Source organism: Allochromatium humboldtianum, assembly GCF_013385175.1.
Lineage (GTDB): Bacteria > Pseudomonadota > Gammaproteobacteria > Chromatiales > Chromatiaceae > Thermochromatium > Thermochromatium humboldtianum.
The window spans coordinates 1-17,498 of the sequence record NZ_JABZEO010000010.1 but is presented as its reverse complement, the minus strand read 5'-3'; the positions used below and the strand labels follow the sequence as shown (position 1 = coordinate 17,498).

Here is a 17,498-nt window from a genome sequence, read left to right as displayed (position 1 = left end):
CAGGACGCTCGTGAGTCCTCTGGTCGATGGAATCGGGCCGCTTCCGCCGATCCTATGGCTGCTGGCCGTCTTGTCTCCTGGCGTGGCCGCTTCAGACGTGACGGATCGCGAGTCGCGCCCCTGCGCCGACTGTCACGCAGCGATCGTGCAGACCTTCGCCGCGACCCGGATGGCGCAGGGGGCCGAGGGCGAGGTCTTCCGCCGTGAATGGATGGAGCAAGGCACGCCTGAGGGCTGTCTCGTCTGCCACGCGCCCTCCGGAGGTGCCGGCTTGAGCTGCAACGACTGTCATGGCCGGGCAGGGCACCCTTATCCCAGACTCCAGGTACCCGACATCTGCGCCCGCTGTCACGATGCTCCCGGCGAGAGTACCGTTCGCCGCTTTCGCGAGCACCCGGCCGCGCTTCAGGGGAAGGATTGTCTGGATTGCCACCTGCCGCCGGGTGGAGCCAAGGCTGGGCATGGCTTTATCGGCCCTTCGGTCGCCGGCTTCCTGGACGACGTTGCCCGGCTGCGGCTGTCGCTCCGCCACACCCCGAATGACGGCGCCATCGTCCTGATCCGGATCAGCCACCGCGCCGGCCACGCCCTGCCGGGCGGAACCACGGGACGCGCGGTTTGGCTGACAGTCAGCAGGCTGGATGCCGAGGGCATCACCGTCTGGCGCGAAACGGTGCGCTTCGGTTGGGAGCGGCACGGCGAGAACGAATGGCAGGACCGCACCCTGCCCCCCGGCCCGCCGACGTCGATCGAGATCGCGCTTCCCACCCACACGGTGACGACCCGTCTGCGCGCCGAGCTCTGGTACCGCTTCGCAGCCGGGGACTTGGCCACACCAGATCCGCGCGCCCGGCTGCTGGATGCGGTCGAGCTGGATCTGCCGTCCCCGGTTCCGGCAGATCGGCGATAATTCATTGCAAAGCGCCTTCATGGATCCGTCACCGAATCGACAACCCTTGATGACACTGAATCGCCGCCGTTTCATCCGCCACCTGGTCGCCACGACGCTCGGCGCGGCCTGGCCCGTGTTGGGGGCTTCGCCGGTACGCTTTGGCGTCACCGCCGTGATGCTCGATGATCGCGTCGGCTTTCTCAACGATTGGGCGGCCTGGCTGGGTGCAAGGCTCGGGCGGCCGGTGGTTTTCGTGCAGCGCGCACGCTATCGCGAGATCCTCGATCTACTGCTGGGCGGTCAGCTCGATCTGGCCTGGATCTGCGGCTATCCCTATGTTCAGCATCAGGACGCACTGGAACTGATCGCGGTGCCGTCCTTCCAGGGGCAGCCGCTCTACCGCGCCTATGTCATCGCCGCCGCCGAGGGCGGCGTCCAATCCTTCGAGGAACTCGCGGGCCGACTCTTCGCCTGGGCCGATCCCGACTCCAACTCCGGCTATCTCTACCCGAGGTCGCATCTGGCTGGCCTCGGGCGCGATCCGGATCACTTCTTTCGACGGACGTTTTTCACCTGGGGACACCCGCGCAGCGTGGTCGCGGTCGCCGAGGGGTTGGCCGACGGCGCGGCGGTCGATGGCTATGTCTGGGAGACCCTGGCACGGCGCGATCCGGCGCTGACCGGGCAGACGCAAATCATCCTGCGCTCGCCCCTGTTCGGTTTTCCGCCGATCGTGGCCGCGCGTGACCTGCCGGCGGCGGATCGCACCCGGTTGCGCGAGATCCTGATCGGGCAGGCGGGAGACGCCGCCGGCCGCGCGCTGCTGGCTGAACTCAACCTCGACGGCTTCGTCACCGCCGAGCCGGCCTTGTTCACGGATATCGCCGCCATGGCGCGCCAATTGGGGCGAAGCGGGTGAACATAAGCCGCTTTTGGGCGAGCTATCGCGTCCGCCTGCCGCTGAGTCTGAGCGTCTCGGCGATACTGACCGCGTTCTGTCTGGCGCTCGCACTTGGCGGACAGACCCTGGTTAATCTGCGCGAGGATCAGGGGCGCAACGCATCAATGTTGGCCCATGCCTGGGCCGAGATGCTGATCCAGGCGCTGCGCAACGAGGATGTCTGGCTGGCCTATGCGCTGCTGCGCGGTCCCGAAGGCGCTGAAGCCGGGGAAGCCGTATGGATCCTGGTCGATGCCGCCGGGCGCGTCTTCGCCAGCAACCGGCCGCGTCGCTATCGGCTCGATCAGCCGCTGAACGAGGCGCTGCCCTGGCTGCCGGCGACCGTCGAGCCGGATCGCATCGAACCGCTTGCACGGGCGAACGGGGTCGATCAGGCCGAGGCCCAGCGTCTGCTGCGCCTGCCGCTGTTCAGCGACGGCACACCGGTCGGCGAACTGATCGCCCTGCTGTCCGACACGCCCTATCTGCCGCGCTTTCGCGAGATCCTGGTCGGCGGCGTGCTGGTGACGGTCGGCGTGCTCGCCCTGCTGCTGCCGCTCGGCTGGCTGTGGGGACGGCGCCTGGTTGCCCCTCTGACCCAGCTCAGCGGCTGCATGAGCCGGGTCGGCAAGGAGGATCCGCGTCGGCTGCACTGCACACTGCCTGGCGATGACAGTGAGATCGGTCAGCTTGGACGCCAGTTCGCCGCCATGGTCGCGGCCCTGGCCGAACAGGAGGCGCTGAAGGACCAGATGCTCCAGTCCGAGCGGCTGGCCGCAGTCGGGCGGGTGGCCGCCGGAGTCGCACATGAGGTGAACAACCCGCTCGGCGGCATGTTGATGGCGATCGACGCCTATCGTTGTGCCCAGCCTCTGGACGCACGCACGGCCCGCCTGCTCGATCTGCTGGAGCGCGCACTGCGTCAGATCCAGGACTCGGTCTCGGCACTGCTGGTCGAGGCGCGCGCCGATCCGCGTCCGCTGACAGGGCGCGATCTGGACGATGTGCGCACCCTGGCTCAACCGCGATTGGCCAAGTCCGGCGTGCGGCTGATCTGGCACAATGCCTTCGATGTGGCGACCACACTGCCGGCGACGCCGGTGCGTCAGTTGCTGCTGAACCTGCTGCTCAACGCCATCGAGGCCGCACGCGACGGCGGGGCGGTGCGGGTGCGGCTGCTGAGCGAGGGCGACCGCCTGCGGCTGTGGGTGCGCAATCGCGGCCGACCGATCCCGCCCGATCAGCTCGCCCATCTGTTCGAACCCTATCCGGCGGTTCGACCCCATGCGCGCGGACTGGGGCTATGGATCTGCTATCAGATCGTCTCCCAGCTCGGCGGCGTCATCGAGGTTGCGTCCGAGGGCGAGCTGACGACCTTCCAGGTCAGTCTGCCGCTGGACCGGCCGGTTGCATAAGAGAGTGCGTGATATGACACGGGTCTGTCTGATCGAGGACGATGCCATCATGGGCGAGGCGCTGGTGGAGCGGCTCACCCTGGAGGGATTCGAGGTGGACTGGCGGCGCACGGGGCGGGACGGCCTGGCGGCGCTGCTTGAGACCGAGGTCGGGCTGGCGGTGATCGACGTGAATCTGCCCGACCTGTCCGGGATCGCCCTGTTCGAGCGGCTGATCGAGTCGCGTATCGCGCGGCCGCCCACGCTCTTCATCACCGGCTACGGCACCATCGAGGACGCGGTGCGTCTGCTCAAGCTCGGCGCGGCCGACTATCTGACCAAGCCGCTCGATCCGGGCGCGCTCATCGACAAGCTGCGTGCGCTCGCCGCCACGCACGCACCTCCCCGCGACGTGCGCCGAGAGGCCGGCGAGAACGAACGCCTGGGGATCTCGCCTTCGATGTGCCGCCTCGAATCCGAGCTCGATCGGCTGGCGCGTCATCCACAGACGCCGGTTCTCATCAGCGGCGAATCGGGCGTGGGCAAGGAGGTCGTAGCCCGTGCCCTGCATCGGCGTCAGTGCCCACAGGCACCCTTCGTTGCGGTCAACTGTGCCGCACTGCCCGAGACCCTGATCGAGGCCGAACTCTTCGGTCACGAGCGCGGGGCTTTCACCGGGGCCGAGCGCCGTCGTCCAGGTGTCTTCGAGCAGGCGGGCGATGGCGTGCTCTTTCTCGATGAGATCGGCGACATGCCGCTGGCCCTGCAATCGCGTCTGCTGCGGGTGGTGCAGTCGCGTCAACTGACCCGGATCGGCGGCGTCGAGCCGGTCGCGGTCACCGCGCGTCTGGTGTGCGCCACCCATCGCGATTTGGCCGCCCTGGTGCGCGCCGGGCAGTTTCGCGAGGATCTCTACTACCGGGTACGGGTGCTGGAGATCGCGATCCCGCCGCTGCGCGAGCGGCCCGAAGATATCCTGTGGCTGGCCGAGCGTTTCCTGGCCGAGCATGGCGCGCGCTTTCTGGATGAGCGTCGCCAGCTCGGGGCTGCAGATCGCCAGTGGTTGCTGAATCAATCCTGGCCGGGCAATGTGCGCGAGTTGCAGCATACCCTGGAGCGCGCCTGCATCCTCGGGCAGGGCGAGCGATTGCGCCTGGAAGCGTCCGACGTCACACCTGCGGAGACCGGCCTCAGACAGCAGGCCGAAGCTGGCGAACGGGCCGCGATCCTGGCCGCGCTCGTCGAGCAGGACTACCACATGACCCAGACCGCCGCCCGGCTTGGCATCAGCCGAAAGACGCTGTGGCAGAAGATGAAACGGTATGGACTGTCACGACCTGGGGGTGCAGGTTGAGTTGAAAATCTTACGGCATTCTGTTGGCACCATCCCTGCTGGACACCGAAATCGGGGCCGATCCTGTCTTGGACACGCTGGGGCGCATCAAGCATGGGGTCTTTGCCTGATAGCACCAGACACATGCATGGCCTGGCGCATTAGCACAGCCAGATTCGCCACTCAATCTTTCAGTGTGGAAAAGGCCAGACGCTATGGCGGATGCTGGAATCCGAAAGATCGGCCCATTGCGGTCCACACACCGCTTCACCATCACTGGCGTTGCTGGAGAGGCGGGTTCAGGACGATCCGCTGCGCGCGCACTATGTCTTGATCCAGTCCCAGTGGCCGACCTTGGGTCAAACGGTCTGCGTCCCGGCGGACCGTTGATCCCTCGCCTCGGAGCACCGTCTGTGCCACAGTACTTCCAGGTTCGACCTGTCCAGCGCGCCGTCCCGATCACGGGATCCACGCCCGGACCAGACGGCCACACGGCTTCCGACACGACTCACCCAACGACGAGTCGTGCCATCGCGAGCGGACGCGATCGATAAACCTCCGCGCATCACCGACCGGTCTGCTACCGGTCATCCTCCACCGGGGAGCGTTCCGTTCCCCGCCCGGGGTCGGTCGTCTCTCCGTCCATTCCAAATGAAGGAGCCGACCCATGTCCCGAGGCATCAACAAAGCCATCCTGATCGGCCACCTGGGTGCCGATCCTGAAGTGCGCACCCTGCCCAGTGGCGAGTCGGTGGCCAATCTGTCACTGGCCACTAACGAGCACTGGACCGACAAGGCCTCCGGCGAGAGCCGCGAGCGCACCGAATGGCACCGTGTGGTGCTCTTTGGCCGTCTGGCCGAGATCGCTGCGCAGTACCTGCACACCGGTTCCAGGGTGTATATCGAGGGCAAGCTGCGCACACGCCAATACCAGACCCAGGACGGCGCGGAGCGGCGCGTAACCGAGATCCTCGTCGATTTCGCCGGCGCCCTGCAGATGCTCGACAGCCGCCCGGAGGCCAACACCCCGCCGGCCCAGAGCACTGAACGCCCGCCGGCGACAGCCCCCACCGGACGCCGGGCCACACCGGTGGCGTCACGCGCCCCGACACCGGTTCCGGCCTTCGAGGAGGAGGCCATTCCGTTCTGAGGCTCCGTGTCCCGCTCCTGAAGAGTCTCGCGACACGCTGTCCGTCTTCAACCCCCCTGGGGCCTCGTTGCCCCACACCGGGGAACGGAGCCCCGCTTTTCGGAGGCACCATGAACGCATCCCATCCATCCCCGAGCACGCTGCCGGCCTGCCGGCTGGCCATCCATCCCGAGGCGCTCACCGAGCTGGGCCTGGATCCGGCGAGCTGGCAAGTCCTGGTCGATTCGATCTTCCCCGCCGCCCAGACGGTTGAGGGCGTGTTACTGGCGGTGCGCTACTGCCAGGCGCGCGGTCTCGATGTCATGAAGCGCCCGGTGCACATCGTGCCGATGTGGAACCGCGCGCTCGGACGCGAGGTGGAAACCGTCTGGCCCGGTATCGCCGAGGTGCAGACCACCGCCGCGCGTACCGGACAGTGGGCCGGCATGGACCCGGCGCGCTTCGGTCCTGAGCTGAACCAGACCTTCCAGGGACGGGTCAAGGTTCAGAAGGAGTGGCAGGAGCATCAGGTCAGCGTGACCTTTCCCGCCTGGTGTGAGGTGACGGTCTACCGGCTGATCGGCGGCGTGCGCTGCCCCTTCACCGAAACCGTGTTCTGGGAGGAGACCTACGCCCGCCTGGGCGGCGGTGACGTCCCCACCGCGATGTGGGTCAAGCGCCCGCGCGGTCAGCTGCTCAAATGCGCCAAGGCCGCCAGCCTGCGTGCCGCCTTTCCCGAAGAGGCCAGCTATACCGCCGAGGAGATGGCCGGACGCAGTCTGGACGCCGAGCTGGTGACGGCGCCGGTCGCTGCATCGGCACCGGTATCGACAACAGCGACAGCGGTGTCCGAACCTGACCCCGAGACGGCCGAGGCCGCCGCGGATCTCGACGCGGCGACCCAGGCGCACATCGCCCATCTGGTCGAGCGTGCCCGACAGAGTCGAGCCTGGGCCACGGCCCAGGACTATGTCCGCCAGCGCTTCACCGGCGCCGTGCTCGACTACGCGCTGGCCGAACTGGCCCGGGCCGAACAGCTCGACGCCCCGGCGGCGCAGGCCGCCTGAAACCCAACCCACGACCGGCCCGCGCCGGTCCAACCCCCGGGGGACGCCCGTCCTCCGGGACGGTGTCCCTCCGCTTGCAGGAGACACCCTCATGCACATCATCGATCTGGTTCAGCGCAGTTCTGAGTGGCAGGCCTGGCGCGCCCGTGGCGTCACCGCCTCGGAAGCGGCCGTGATCCTGGGCCGCTCGCCCTATCAGACCCCCTGGCGTCTGTGGGCGGAGAAAACCGGCCTCTGTGCGCCGGCGGATCTGTCGGACAACCCGTTCGTGCAACGGGGCCTACAGTACGAAGACACCGCCCGTCAGGGCTTCGAGACCCGTCATCAGACCTGGCTGCTGCCGGTCTGTGCCGAATCGGCGCGGCATCCGGTGCTGCGCTGCTCCTTCGACGGTCTCACCGACACCGGCGAGCCGGTTGAGTTGAAAGTTCCCGCCGTCAAGACCTGGGAGACGCTCCAGCGTGAGGGCGAGGCAAGCCTGGCCTTCCGGCTCTACTGGATCCAGGTGCAGTTCCAGCTGTTCATCGCCGAGGCCGACCGTGGCTGGCTGGTGTTCGATCCGGTCCAGACCGGGCGGGTGGCGCTGGAGTTCGTCATCGCGCGTGATGAGGCCTTCATTGCGCAGGAACTGGTGCCCGCCTGCCTGGCCTTCGCCGAGGCGGTGCGCACCCGTCAGGAACCCACGCCCGACCCGGCGCGCGACACCTATGTCCCCGACGGCGAGGCCCGTGGACGCTGGGTACAGCTGGCGGCTGAGTATCAGGCCGCCGAGCAACGAGCCGGCGCGCTCGACGCGGCGCTCAAGGAGGCCCGGAGCGCACTGAACGCGGCGCAGGAGGGACTGGTGGCCCTGATGGGCGACTACCTCCTGGCCGAGCACGCCGGACTGCGGCTGCGCCGCTACCAGCAACGCGGCAGCGTCGACTACAACGCGGCCCTGGCGGCGCTGCTCCCGGATCTCGATCCACAATGCCTGGAGGCCTACCGGCGACCCGGTACGCTCCGGGTCCGGGTGACGCGGCAGGATGCGCCGGAACCGTCGGCTACATCCGTGGCGGCGTCCGTCGCCCTTCGGGATACGACGGCGCGTCCCAAGCGGTCGCGCCGCTCCGGCACCGCTCCGTCAGGAGCGGCCCCCGGACCGGAGGAGACCGCCTCCACCGCTGAGGTCATCAGCGGCTACTTCTGAACCACCCTGGAGTGCGGAAGCCGGTCGGCTTCCACACTCCCTCACCATCCCCAGGCACGGGAGGGTTGTCCCCGAGGGTCCGTCCGGACCCTGGGCGGAGAGGCTTTCCGTGCTCACGCTGACCGCGTGATCACCACATCGCCGGCGCGGGCGATCCACAAGCACGCGCGCTTCACCGTCCGGACCCGCCGTCCGGTTTCATCACCACCACCCCGAGGGGCGAGTTCGTCCCCCGCACCGGGTGGCGTCGCCTCTCACGACACGGGAGACGACGCATGACCACGCAACTGTTCAATGTCGGCCAGACCTTTGGGGTCAAGGCCCCGGCGGGACTCGTCATCGAGGGCTTCAGTGCCACCGACCACCCGCTGATTCCACCGGCCACGCCCTATGTGTTTCGCCAGGGGCTGGCCGCGCTCATCGCGTTTCTGCGCGATCCGGCCGGCGATGCCTTTCTGCTCACCGGTCCGACCGGCAGCGGCAAGACCTCGCTGGTGTGCCAGGTCGCCGCCCGGCTCAACTGGCCGGTGCAGTCGGTGACCTGTCACGGGCGCCTGGAACTCTCCGATCTGGTCGGGCAGTTCGTGCTGATCGACGGCTCGACGCGCTTCGTCCATGGCCCGCTGGCCGTGGCGCTGCGTGAGGGGCATCTGCTGCTGCTCAATGAGATCGACCTGATGGACCCGGCTGAGCTGGCCGGACTCAACGATGTGATCGAGGGTCAGCCCCTGGTCATTGCCCAGAACGGCGGGGAGGTCATCCGACCCCATCCGAAATTCCGGGTATTCGCCACCGGCAACTCGGCCGGAGCCGGCGATACCACCGGGCTGTATCAGGGCGTGCTGCGCCAAAACCTGGCCTTCCTCGACCGCTTCCGGGTGTTGCCGGTCGGCTATCTGGAACCCGAGGTGGAACTGGGGGTGCTGGCCGGCGCGGTGCCGAGCCTGCCGCCGGAGGTCGGTGAGAAGCTCATCGCCGTGGCCAATGAGGTGCGACGGCTGTTCGTGGGCGAGGGCGAAAGCACGGCCCAACTCACCATCACGCTCTCCACCCGCACCCTGGTGCGCTGGGCACGGTTGGCGCTGACCTTTCGCGGCGCCCCGCAACCGATCCGCTTTGCCCTGGAGCAGGCGCTCACCGCCCGGGCCGATCCCGATCAGCGCGAGGCCATCCATCGGGTGGCCGCCGATGTGATGGGGGATCTGTGGACCGGGAGTTCGGCGGCATGACCCCGCCGTTTCAGCTCTACCGCTTCTACCACGGCAACGGCCGGGCCAAGGACTGGGCCTGGCGGCGCGATCCCGAAGGTACCCTGACGGTGCGTTGGGGACCGGCCGGACGGCTGCTTCAGCACAAGACCTATCCCGCCGAGGCCGCCGACCGCTTGAAGCGTGCCGTGCATGGAAAGCAACGCAAGGGCTATCGCTGGGTCGGGGAACACCGACTCGATGACCAGGGGCTGTTGCTCGACCCGCGGGGGGTGTGGCCAAACCCCGCCCCGCCATCCCCGGCGCCTGCGCCGGTGACACCACCTGTCGCCGCGCGGCCGGCGATCGATCTGTCCCGGATCGACAGTGCCATCGCCGACGACTGGTTCTGACCGTACCACCGTCCATCCACCACCAGCGGCCGCCGGGCATCCGGCGTCGTCCCCACGGGGCGGCGCCGGCGTGTCCGCGGCCTGGAGACACGCCCATGAGCACCACCACACCCATCATCACACTGACCGAAGCCATGACCCTGATCTCGCTGTCGATCCCGATCTGGGGCGGGCGCAAGACACTGCGCCCCGAGGATCTGGGGCTGGCGGCGGCCGACAGACCCACGGCGGATCTGGTCCACTGGGGATCCAAGCGCATCTGCAATCCCGAGGCGCTGCGCATCTTCCACACCCTCAAGGGCCAGGCCGAGCGGGCCTGTCTCAAGGTCGGCACACGGTTTCTCGGCGGCTTTCTGGTGCCCAATGACCAGGTCGCCGGACTCAGTGCCGAACTCGAAGGACTCAAGACCCGCTTCGAGCACGAAGTCGACGCCTTTCTCGCTGGGTATGACGCCGAGATCGCCGACTGGATCACCCGTCATCCCCAGTGGGAGCGGCAACTGCGCGAGGCGGTGGAACCGGCCGGCCGCGTGGCCACCCGGTTTGCCTTCCGCTATCGCCCGCTGGTGATTCGTCCCGCTGAGGCCCATCCCGGCACCCTGGCCGAGGATGCCGCCGAGCTGGGCGGAACCATCTTCCACGAGGTCACGCAGATTGCCCGCGATCTGGAGAAGAGCCTGATCGGGCAGACGCAATTGAGCCAGCGTGCGCTCGGCACCTTCCGCCGCGTGCGCGACAAGCTGGCGGTGCTGTCGTTCGTCGATCCGCGCATCCCGCCGGTGCTCGAACCCCTGGAGGGGTTCCTGCAGCGGGCGCCGCGCTCGGGGCCCGTCAGCGGAGCGTTGTTCCGCGAGGGCTTCGGGCTGTGGCTGCTGTTGCGCGATGAGGCCCGGCTGGCCCGCCATGGCGCGGGACTGCTGGCCGGCACGGCGGCGGAGCCGCCGGAGGACGCGGATGCAACCGAGGCGCTTGACGCGCTGGAGGCCGCTGGCGAGCCGGACGTGGAGCGTTCAACCGACCCGTTGCCGGATGACGTGGCGGCCGCTGTGCCGGCGCCGGTGACGCGGCCTGTTGTCCCCGAGCCGCTGTCGGCCTTCGACCGGCCGGCACTCCCGCCGACGGTGGAGCCACCCATGGACCTGGAGGTGTTCGTGGAGGATAGCTTCTTCTGATCACACCCGGCCCCCGTTGGGGCCACATCCACCGGCCGGTCTGCGGACCGGCCATTCCCCACCGGGGCACGCTTCGCCCCGCTGGGGCGGGTGTGCCCATGCATCTGGAGTTCGATCATGTACACCCACACCCTCAAACACGCCATGCCGATCGTCGCCACCGCTCTGGGCCGCCGCTTCGGCGTGCAGGTTCAGGTCGGCGGCGCCCAGGCGGCCACCGACGGTCACACCATCTGGCTGCCCGATCTGCCGGCGGCCTCGGAGCTGCGCCCAGTGGCCTGGGGGCTACTCGCGCATGAAGCCAGTCATGTGCGTCATACCGACATGGCCGTCTTCGAGGCCGTCCAGGCCCAGTCGCCGCTGCGGCGCACGCTGCTCAACATCCTGGAGGACATCCGCATCGAATGGGCCATCCGCCAGGATTATCCCGGAACCGAGACCACCCTGGCCCGGGTGATCGACTGGATGCAGGCCACCGGCCAGCTCCAGCCGCCCGCCACGGAGGACCATCCGGCCCGGATCCTGACGGCCACGCTGCTGCTGCGGCTGCGCCATCAGGTGCTGGGACAGACGGCCCTGGCCGCCGCCGCACACGAGGCCGAACAGGTCTTGCGTCAGACCTTCTCCGCCTCCCTGGTGCATCGGCTCTGGGGACTGCTCACCGAGGTGCGGCGACTGGGTTCGACCGCCGAGGCGGCGGCGCTGGCCGAACGCCTGGAGCAGTGGCTGAACGCTGAGGCCACGTCGCCCGATACCACGCCGTCTACGGCCTCTGAACGTGGCGCCGAGGGTGAGGCCGAAGCAAACGGGGCGGCCAGTGCCGAGACCCCGGATGCGGACGGTTCGCCCCGGGACGGTGCCGGGGCCGATGACGTCCATCCGCCGACAGCCTCCAGCCAAACGCCGGAGGTGGAGGAGGGCGGTCAGGCACCGAGGCCGGCGACCACGGACGAGACGGGCGCGGCACAGGCACCGGACTCCGGCGGCGATCCGAACGCCGCGCCACAGGCGGCGGCGGGGACTGATGATGGACCCGAGTCCAACGCCCCGAACCCGGAACCTGAGGTCGGTGCAGCACCCGAGGCCGCGACCCCGGTCGCCGATTCGGCCAGCGTCCTGGACCCGTCCGAAACACCGAACGGGGCACTCCGGCAGGCGCTGGCGGCCGGTGAGGACGATCTGGCCGGCGATCTGTTTGCGCAGGCGCGTCAGGCCCTGGCCGAGGCGGCGGGAGCCGATGACCCCGAGACCCTGCGGCTGCCGGTGGGCGAGGAGGCCTTCAGTGATCCACATCTCAACCACCTCGCGTGCCAACGGGTCGCGGCCACCTCGCGGGCGCTGGCGACCCGGCTCCAGGGACTGGTGCAGGCCAGCCGGATGGACCGGCCGGGCGCCACCTGGCAGGGCCGAACCCTGCTGTCACGACGGCTGCATCGGGTCGGGCTGGGGGAGACGCGGCTGTTTGCGCGTCCACACCGCCGTCCGGCCCCCAACACGGCGCTGCATCTGCTGGTCGATCTCTCCGGATCGATGAACAGGCGCACCGAGGCGGGGCGCCCGTCGTTCCAGGTCGCGCTGGAGGCGGCCCTGGCCGTGGCCCTGGCCCTGGAGCCGATTCCCGGCGTCTCGGTGGCGGTCACGGCCTTTCCCGGTCAGCAGGGCGAGGACACACGGGTGAGCCGGCTGATCCGGCACGGACAGTCGGTGCGCCGGCGGGCCGATGCCTTCGATCAGGGGCCGCGCGGCGGCACCCCGCTGGCTCAGGCGCTGTGGTATGCGGCGGCGGATCTGTCGCTGCGGCCTGAACCCCGACGCCTGATTCTGGCGATGACCGATGGCGATCCCAACGATCGGGCTGCCGCCCACGAGATCCTGGCGCTGTGCCGGGATCAAGGTCTGGAAACGATTGGGGTCGGCATTGCCTACGATGTCTCCTGGCTGTTTCCGGTCAGTCTCCGCATCCAGGACGCGGGGGATCTGCAACAGGCCCTGTTTGGCGTGGCTGAACGACTGCTGATCAGCGGCTGAGTCCGTCCCGACGACCGTGCGCCCCTCGCGTGCGGTCGTCGGGCGCCACCACCACCCACCATAACGACGGCCGGGGCCCGTGGTCCCGGCGCCTGTCCCGCCGCCATCCCGGACTCGGGGTGGCGATCGGAGAGGTGTCCGGTGCTGTCCCGAGCGGGACGCGCCGACCAGCGCCGGCGGGGGCGATGACCACCCCGCGCACCATCCACCGGCCCAGCCGGTCATCCCCAGCCGTCGACCTTGCACGGCTGATTCCACCACCGACCCGCCGGGGCGTTCGGACCCCACGGGGACGGCGTGCCTGGCCTCTGGAGACGACCATGTACACCACCACCGTTCCCGTTTGCACTGATACGCCCGACCCACAGGCCGATGATCCGCAGCGTGCCGAGGAGGACGCCATCATTGCCCAGGCCCTGGCCATTCTGGCCGAACGTCTGCGCACCGCCGACGAACCGGCGCTGACCTCGCCCGACGCGGCGCGCCACTACCTGCAACTGCGTCTGGGTCAGCTCGAATACGAAGTGTTCGGGATACTCTGGCTCGACAACCGCCACCGGGTGGTGGCCATCGAGGAGCTGTTTCGCGGCACCATCGATGGCGCCTCGGTCTATCCGCGCGAGGTGGTCAAGGCCGGGCTGCGCTGCAATGGCGCCGCCGCTCTGGCCTTCCACAATCATCCGTCCGGCGTCAGTGAACCGAGCGCGGACGATCTGCGCATGACGCAGCGTCTGCGCGAGGCCCTGGCCCTGGTCGACATCCGGCTGCTCGATCACCTGATCGTCGGTGACACCTGTCTCTCGCTGGCCGAACGCGGCCTGCTCTGACCGACGGCGTCCGCCGTCCTCACCACCGGCCCCGTCATCCGGGGCCACATCCCGGCTCCCCATCGCGCCCGCCGCCCTGATAAGGGATGGCGCGGTGGCGGGCCATCACACCTGACACAGGCTGGAGGTTCGTATGCGTTTGGAGATCACCGAGATTCGTCCTCGGGTGCGGGGACGCTGGCCGTCGGTGCTGGCTGCCCTGGCCCCCGCCCTGGAACCGGCTCTGGCCCGCGCCGGACGGCATGGGCCCTGTCCGCGTCACGGCGGACGGGACGGCTTTCGGCTGTTTCGTGATGTGGCCGACACCGGGGGCGGCATCTGCAATACCTGTGGCGCCTTTCCCGACGGCTTTGCGCTGCTGATGTGGCTGTACGACTGGCGCTTTCCACAGGCGCTGGCCGCCGTCAGTGCGGTATTGGGACTGGAGGCGGTCGCCGGACGGTATCCGCCTGAGCAGGGTTCCATACCGTCTGGTCACGCTACTGACCGCACATCGGCTCAGGCCCGACGCCGGATCGAGCGTCTCTGGCAGGCCGCCTGCCCGGTCAACGCCGCGCTGGCCTGGCCGCTGTGGCGTTATCTGGCCGCGCGCGGGCTGACGCTGGAGGACACCGATCCGGACGTCCTGCGTCTGCATCCGCAGCTCGCGTATTTCGAGGCCGGTGATAACCGGGGAGCGTTCCCGGCGCTGCTGAGCGTGGTGCAGGGCGCGGACGGTCAGCGTCTGACGCTGCACCGCACCTATCTGGCCACCAATGGGCGGGGCAAGGCCCCGGTGGCCAGTGCGCGCAAGCTGCTGCCGCCGGTGGCGCCTCTGGCCGGTGCGGCCATTCGGCTGTATGCGGCCACCACCACGCTTGGTGTGGCCGAAGGCGTGGAAACCGCGCTGGCGGCCCATCACCTGAGCGGACAACCGGTGTGGGCGGCGCTCAACGCGACGCTTCTGGAACGCTTCGTCCCGCCACCCGGCCTCACCCAGGTCACGATCTGGGCCGACCGGGATCGCCATGGGGCCGGACAGCGCGCCGCCGGGCGACTGCAGGCCCGGCTGCTAGCGCGCGGGATTGAGGCTGAGGTGCGTTTGCCGCCCGGCCCGATTCCGGCCGAACGCTCGGGTGTGGACTGGGCCGATGTCTGGTTGGCCACGCGGGGACGTTCACAGGCCGCCTGAGCGGTCTCCACCGAGGGCGGCCCGTTTCAGTCTCGACTGGAGCGGGCCGTCGTTCCCGGCGTGCTTGGCTGGAGTCCGACTTCAGATCAGATGCAGTTGAAGCGGGTTCGGTCGATGTCGGCCGGTTCTGGAGGTCCAAACGGCCAGGCGTCGCTGACTGGGCTTGAGCGATGCCTATACTGTGCGTAATATGTGCATCTCTAATAGGCGCACTCAGGAGAAACGCCATGGTCGCCCTCTTCGCCGACGTGCTTGAATCGACGCGGGAACCGGGTACGTCGCGATTCTCAGCCTCAGGCGTCGCGCACATTCTCGGCCTGCAACAGCAGGATCTGGCCGAGCTGGCCGGCGTCCATCGCAACACCCTGCGCACCCACCCGGAATCGCCGAGACTGCAATCGGCACTGCGCGACCTGATGCGTGTGCTGTCGGCCGCCACGGCGATACAGCCGGATCAGCAGCGCGCCATCTTCCTGATCAAGAACGAGCCTATTGCGGCGTTTCGTCACCAGACCCTGTTGCAGCTGGTCCAGCAAGGCCGAACCGAGGACGCGATTGACTATCTGGAGTCGATCCGCGCCGGGTTCGTCGGATGATCCTCTCCGACTTGCCGCCCGACACCACCGTATTCCGCGCGCATACCCCACAATGGGCCAGCCGGCCGACCAGCGGCGCCGGTGCCGCGGCCCGAGGTGGGCGCTTCAACCGCGAAGGCGTCGAGGCGCTGTACCTGTCGTTGGATGAAATGACCGCCTTGCGCGAATACCAGCAGACCTCAGCCTTCCTTCCGCCCTGCACGATGTGCTCGTACACCGTGTCGCTGCGCAACCTGGTCGACCTGCGTCGGCTCCACCATGGAGAGCCTTGGGACGAGCTATGGCATGACTGGCGCGAAGACTGGCGCCACCTGAGGTTCGAGCTTCACATCGAACCCCCGACTTGGGTTCTCGCCGATATGGTGCTGGCCCATGGCTATACCGGCATCCTCTTTCCGAGCCAGGCGCACGAGGGCGGAACGAACGTCGTCGTTTACTCAGACCGGCTCAAGGATGGCAACTCCGTCACTGTCAACGACCCCGATGGGCGACTCCCCCGCGACCTGTCCAGCTGGTCGCGCTGATCGACGCTCTGGCGATGAGGACGACCTCAGACTCGGTTTCGGCTGGGCGTCAGGCCGGCCTGGCTTGGAGCAGATGCCGATTGTATGGCCGACGGCGACGAACCCAGGCTGATCATCGAAGCGGTATCCAACAGCCCCCGAAGCTCCTGCTCCCAGCACTCCAGGGCCTGTCGCTTTTCCGGAAGACCGTCGTAGATGTTGTAGTGGGTTTCCTCGATGTCGTTCACGGCTCGGTTCTGAAGCAGAAAACGCACACTTGGCTGAATGCCGAGACGTGCCCAATGCGTCGTGCAGGTTCGGCGTAGATCCCGGGGCGTGAAGGCTTCCAGGGCATGCCGTGCGCAGAGACGTTCGATGGCCTGAGTAATCGAACGAAAGGGCATGATCGCTATCGCTTCAGGGGTCTTGTCAGATGGACGGGAATGCGGAAAGACCAGCGGCCCCAAGCGCGGAATCGCCATGAGCGTTTCATGAATCATCGGGGTCAGAGGCACTAGGTGCGGGCGCTTGGTCTTGGTCTGCTCACGCGCGAACGACCAAGTGCCGTCGGTAAAATCGAGCTGATCCCAACGTGTGCGCAAAATCTCCTGTAGACGCTGTCCGCTGAGCAGCATCAGGCGGATGGCCCCAATGGTCATGGGACTCAGGCGATCGGCCTCTATCGTGAGTGCTTGCCAGAGTGTGCCGATCTCCTCCTTGGAGAGCACCCGACTGCAAGGGGTCATACCGGAATCCGGTTTTTTCACGGCGGCGACCGGATTCGTGGTCAACGGGAACAGCAGGCCATCGATCTCCTGCTCGCCGATGGCATGAACGAAGGCGGCATGCAGATAGCTGTGCAGCATGAAGACGACCCGCTTCGCGCCCCGCTTGCGGGCTCTGTCCAGCACAGCACGGATATCGCGCGGCTCGATCTCGGTGACGCGCTTGTCTTTCAGGATCGGACGGGCATCTTTTTGTAGCAGCCGCTCGATTTCGTCGCGCGTCGTCGGGTTGTCGAGTGATGCCAGATAGACGCGCACCAGATCTTCGTAAGTCGCCGTCGCTCGTGCCAGCTGTGCCTGCTGCTCCTGAGCCTTGCGCTCCAGGACTTCGGATGTGCGTCGCCGATCGAGTTCGGCCTTGGGATCGATCCCCTGATCGACGAGATTGCGGACGTCCCGACAGCGCTCACGCGCTTGCGCCAAAGACAGGCTGGGATAGGCTCCCAGGCGATAGAAATGTCCTCGTTGACCGCCGAAGCTGTACTCGACGTAGAAGGTCTTGGTACCGGCGGCGGAAACCTGTACGCCGAACCCGCGTAAGCTTGGATCGGTCGACTTCTCGCGCAATCGATACGGTTTGCCTGTGGCCGTGAGGTTCTTGATCTGGCGGTCGCTGAGCATAGCGATCCATCCTGGCTGGGCCGGAGAGGGTGGATTCAGGTGGTCTCTTGTAGTCGCGTCTGTAGTCGCGTAAAACATGCGATTCAGTACAGCCGGATGCAACAACATGCGCGACAGATTCAACTGAAGATGCTGTTAATTATATATTTTTTGAGAATTGAGGAACAAGGTGAAACAAGAAAAAACAGCTATTGACCTGAATGGGGTTCAGGTGGTCGGAGGTTCAAATCCTCTCGCCCCGACCAATAAAA

General features: G+C 67.7%; 16 protein-coding genes. 15 read left to right on the top strand and 1 reads right to left on the bottom strand.

Features of this window, described 5'->3' with window-relative positions:
* The first annotated feature begins 10 nt into the window (after window positions 1–10).
* The 15 genes from HW932_RS14415 (at window position 11) to HW932_RS14345 (ending at window position 15,862) form a co-directional block, all read left to right on the top strand.
* A complete protein-coding gene (locus tag HW932_RS14415; protein WP_176977196.1) occupies window positions 11–910 on the top strand; it encodes a hypothetical protein in 900 nt (299 codons plus the stop codon).
* A 49-nt stretch (window positions 911–959) separates the two neighbouring features.
* Entirely contained in the window at window positions 960–1,811 is an 852-nt protein-coding gene (locus tag HW932_RS14410; RefSeq protein ID WP_176977195.1) for a substrate-binding domain-containing protein, read from the top strand.
* Window positions 1,808–3,247 carry an ATP-binding protein gene (locus HW932_RS22130; RefSeq protein WP_176977194.1) on the top strand — a complete coding sequence of 480 codons (1,440 nt, stop codon included), beginning with the start codon at window positions 1,808–1,810 and terminating at the stop codon, window positions 3,245–3,247. Before HW932_RS14410 ends, HW932_RS22130 begins: the two co-directional genes overlap by 4 nt.
* 13 nt (window positions 3,248–3,260) lie before the next feature.
* A complete protein-coding gene (locus HW932_RS14400; protein ID WP_176977193.1) occupies window positions 3,261–4,580 on the top strand; it encodes a sigma-54-dependent transcriptional regulator in 1,320 nt (439 codons plus the stop codon).
* 646 nt (window positions 4,581–5,226) lie between these two features.
* Window positions 5,227–5,709, top strand: coding sequence for a single-stranded DNA-binding protein (gene ssb / locus HW932_RS14395; protein ID WP_176977192.1), 483 nt, complete (start codon window positions 5,227–5,229; stop codon window positions 5,707–5,709).
* A 110-nt stretch (window positions 5,710–5,819) separates the two neighbouring features.
* Window positions 5,820–6,755 (top strand): phage recombination protein Bet, encoded by a 936-nt coding sequence (bet, locus tag HW932_RS14390; protein ID WP_176977191.1) that lies wholly within the window; start codon window positions 5,820–5,822, stop codon window positions 6,753–6,755.
* 91 nt (window positions 6,756–6,846) lie between these two features.
* On the top strand, window positions 6,847–7,944 hold the full coding sequence (locus tag HW932_RS14385; RefSeq protein WP_176977190.1) for a YqaJ viral recombinase family nuclease: 1,098 nt from the start codon (window positions 6,847–6,849) through the stop codon (window positions 7,942–7,944).
* Window positions 7,945–8,219: 275 nt separating this feature from the next.
* Complete coding sequence (locus HW932_RS14380) at window positions 8,220–9,173, top strand: AAA family ATPase (RefSeq protein ID WP_176977189.1); 954 nt, start codon at window positions 8,220–8,222, stop codon at window positions 9,171–9,173.
* Window positions 9,170–9,544 carry a hypothetical protein gene (locus tag HW932_RS14375; protein ID WP_176977188.1) on the top strand — a complete coding sequence of 125 codons (375 nt, stop codon included), beginning with the start codon at window positions 9,170–9,172 and terminating at the stop codon, window positions 9,542–9,544. The genes HW932_RS14380 and HW932_RS14375 overlap by 4 nt, the downstream gene beginning before the upstream one ends.
* A 95-nt stretch (window positions 9,545–9,639) precedes the next feature.
* Window positions 9,640–10,716 carry a DUF3150 domain-containing protein gene (locus HW932_RS14370; RefSeq protein ID WP_246296848.1) on the top strand — a complete coding sequence of 359 codons (1,077 nt, stop codon included), beginning with the start codon at window positions 9,640–9,642 and terminating at the stop codon, window positions 10,714–10,716.
* Between the two features lie 117 nt (window positions 10,717–10,833).
* Window positions 10,834–12,744: a VWA domain-containing protein gene (locus HW932_RS14365; protein WP_176977187.1), complete on the top strand. Its 1,911-nt coding sequence runs from the start codon at window positions 10,834–10,836 to the stop codon at window positions 12,742–12,744.
* A 320-nt stretch (window positions 12,745–13,064) separates the two neighbouring features.
* Complete coding sequence (locus HW932_RS21895) at window positions 13,065–13,571, top strand: JAB domain-containing protein (protein WP_425485122.1); 507 nt, start codon at window positions 13,065–13,067, stop codon at window positions 13,569–13,571.
* 133 nt (window positions 13,572–13,704) lie between these two features.
* On the top strand, window positions 13,705–14,742 hold the full coding sequence (locus HW932_RS14355) for a DUF7146 domain-containing protein (RefSeq protein WP_176977185.1): 1,038 nt from the start codon (window positions 13,705–13,707) through the stop codon (window positions 14,740–14,742).
* 227 nt (window positions 14,743–14,969) lie between these two features.
* On the top strand, window positions 14,970–15,338 hold the full coding sequence (locus HW932_RS14350) for a DNA-binding protein (RefSeq protein ID WP_176977184.1): 369 nt from the start codon (window positions 14,970–14,972) through the stop codon (window positions 15,336–15,338).
* Complete coding sequence (locus tag HW932_RS14345; protein ID WP_176977183.1) at window positions 15,335–15,862, top strand: RES family NAD+ phosphorylase; 528 nt, start codon at window positions 15,335–15,337, stop codon at window positions 15,860–15,862. The genes HW932_RS14350 and HW932_RS14345 overlap by 4 nt, the downstream gene beginning before the upstream one ends.
* A 26-nt stretch (window positions 15,863–15,888) precedes the next feature.
* Here HW932_RS14345 and HW932_RS14340 read toward each other — a convergent pair whose 3' ends face one another.
* Window positions 15,889–17,247, bottom strand: coding sequence for a tyrosine-type recombinase/integrase (locus HW932_RS14340; protein WP_176977182.1), 1,359 nt, complete (start codon window positions 17,245–17,247; stop codon window positions 15,889–15,891).
* Window positions 17,248–17,498: the final 251 nt, after the last annotated feature.

Coding starts and splice junctions, on each gene's coding strand:
- HW932_RS14410 (WP_176977195.1), top strand. CDS start 960: ATGACACTGAATCGCCGCCGTTTCATCCGCCACCTGGTCGCCACGACG.
- HW932_RS14400 (WP_176977193.1), top strand. CDS start 3,261: ATGACACGGGTCTGTCTGATCGAGGACGATGCCATCATGGGCGAGGCG.
- ssb (WP_176977192.1), top strand. CDS start 5,227: ATGTCCCGAGGCATCAACAAAGCCATCCTGATCGGCCACCTGGGTGCC.
- bet (WP_176977191.1), top strand. CDS start 5,820: ATGAACGCATCCCATCCATCCCCGAGCACGCTGCCGGCCTGCCGGCTG.
- HW932_RS14385 (WP_176977190.1), top strand. CDS start 6,847: ATGCACATCATCGATCTGGTTCAGCGCAGTTCTGAGTGGCAGGCCTGG.
- HW932_RS14380 (WP_176977189.1), top strand. CDS start 8,220: ATGACCACGCAACTGTTCAATGTCGGCCAGACCTTTGGGGTCAAGGCC.
- HW932_RS14375 (WP_176977188.1), top strand. CDS start 9,170: ATGACCCCGCCGTTTCAGCTCTACCGCTTCTACCACGGCAACGGCCGG.
- HW932_RS14370 (WP_246296848.1), top strand. CDS start 9,640: ATGAGCACCACCACACCCATCATCACACTGACCGAAGCCATGACCCTG.
- HW932_RS14365 (WP_176977187.1), top strand. CDS start 10,834: ATGTACACCCACACCCTCAAACACGCCATGCCGATCGTCGCCACCGCT.
- HW932_RS21895 (WP_425485122.1), top strand. CDS start 13,065: ATGTACACCACCACCGTTCCCGTTTGCACTGATACGCCCGACCCACAG.
- HW932_RS14355 (WP_176977185.1), top strand. CDS start 13,705: ATGCGTTTGGAGATCACCGAGATTCGTCCTCGGGTGCGGGGACGCTGG.
- HW932_RS14350 (WP_176977184.1), top strand. CDS start 14,970: ATGGTCGCCCTCTTCGCCGACGTGCTTGAATCGACGCGGGAACCGGGT.
- HW932_RS14345 (WP_176977183.1), top strand. CDS start 15,335: ATGATCCTCTCCGACTTGCCGCCCGACACCACCGTATTCCGCGCGCAT.
- HW932_RS14340 (WP_176977182.1), bottom strand. CDS start 17,247: ATGCTCAGCGACCGCCAGATCAAGAACCTCACGGCCACAGGCAAACCG.